A 592-nucleotide genomic window follows, 5' to 3' on the forward strand; every position below is an offset into this window, starting at 1 on the left:
GTTGCGAGCGAAGTCGTCCCACGGGTTGGCCTTGCACTGCTTCATGCCCAGGCTGATACGACGCTTGTCTTCGTCGATGTCCAGGACCATGACTTCCACTTCGTCGCCCAGCTGGACAACCTTGGACGGGGCCACGTTCTTGTTGGTCCAGTCCATTTCCGACACGTGCACCAGGCCTTCGATGCCGGCTTCGATCTCGACGAACGCGCCGTAGTCGGTCAGGTTGGTCACCTTGCCGAACAGGCGGGTGCCTTGCGGATAGCGACGCGAGATACCGACCCACGGATCTTCGCCCAGTTGCTTGACGCCCAGCGAGACGCGGTTCTTCTCTTGGTCGAACTTGAGGATCTTGGCGGTGATTTCCTGGCCAACCGACAGCACTTCGCTCGGATGACGCACGCGACGCCATGCCAGGTCGGTGATGTGCAGCAGACCGTCGATGCCACCCAGATCCACGAACGCGCCGTAGTCGGTGATGTTCTTGACGATACCGTTGACGATCGCGCCTTCCTTCAGCGTTTCCATCAGCTTCTGGCGCTCTTCGCCCAGCGTGGCTTCCACCACGGCGCGCCGCGACAGCAGATCGGAAGAG

The 592-nt window shown here is 61.1% G+C and carries 1 protein-coding gene; it reads right to left on the minus strand.

Features of this window, described 5'->3' with window-relative positions:
- A partial coding sequence (locus tag ACP3PW_RS17230) for a S1 RNA-binding domain-containing protein (protein WP_426417966.1) occupies positions 1-592 on the minus strand: 592 nt, incomplete at both ends.

The sequence above is a fragment of the Aestuariirhabdus sp. LZHN29 genome, from assembly GCF_049985285.1.
Taxonomy (GTDB): domain Bacteria; phylum Pseudomonadota; class Gammaproteobacteria; order Pseudomonadales; family Aestuariirhabdaceae; genus Aestuariirhabdus.